General features: G+C 32.8%; 1 pseudogene. It reads right to left on the bottom strand.

The features are described from left to right. A pseudogene (locus tag HUN22_RS17480) lies at positions 1-722 on the bottom strand (RNA polymerase factor sigma-54); the annotation flags it as partial.

Here is a 722-nt window from a genome sequence, read left to right as displayed (position 1 = left end):
AATCCATACCTGGATAAGGTCTCAACGTTTTTAAAAGACTGATTGCAAACTTTAATTGTTCTTTCGTTAGACCTGTTTGTTTAAGTAATTTATTTAAGTCATTTGCTATTAAAAGTTCGTAATACTGTAATAAGCTTTTTGCCTCGTTTAAATATTCAACATCTTTCGGTAAAAATTCGAGCTGCACCTTTAAACATTCTGCTAAATTACGCGATCCAATTCCTAAAGGATCAAGTCGTTGAATATATTTTAAAACAACCAAAACTTCATCCTCTTCGATCTCTTCCTCAATATCCATTTCATTCAACAACTGTTGTGCTGCTAAAATTATTTCTTCTATTTCAGCATCTAAGAAGCCCTTATCATCTAATGCATCAATAATACAATAAGCAATTAATTGATCTATTTTAGAAAAATGCAAAAGATTAACTTGCTCTAAAATATGTTCCTTTAAAGATAATTGAACTTGGCGATTATCCTCGCGCTCTTCGAACTCTGGGGTAGCTAAAGCCGTTGACTGATGTGTATAAACGTCATCCCACTCAGTATCGACTGGCAAATCATCAGGCAAATGGTCTGCATTTAGCTCAGTTGTTAAATCATCTGATTCTTTACTTTCTAATGTAGACAGACTTTCCGTTAAAGACTCTTCTTCTATTTTTTCAAGTAAAGGATTACTATCTAATTGAATCTGAATTTCTTGTTCAAGCTCTAAACTAGAG

The organism is Acinetobacter lactucae, from assembly GCF_013344765.1.
GTDB lineage: Bacteria > Pseudomonadota > Gammaproteobacteria > Pseudomonadales > Moraxellaceae > Acinetobacter > Acinetobacter lactucae_A.
The sequence above is the reverse complement of the archived record's forward strand: the minus strand, read 5'-3'. Positions and strand labels throughout refer to the sequence as shown.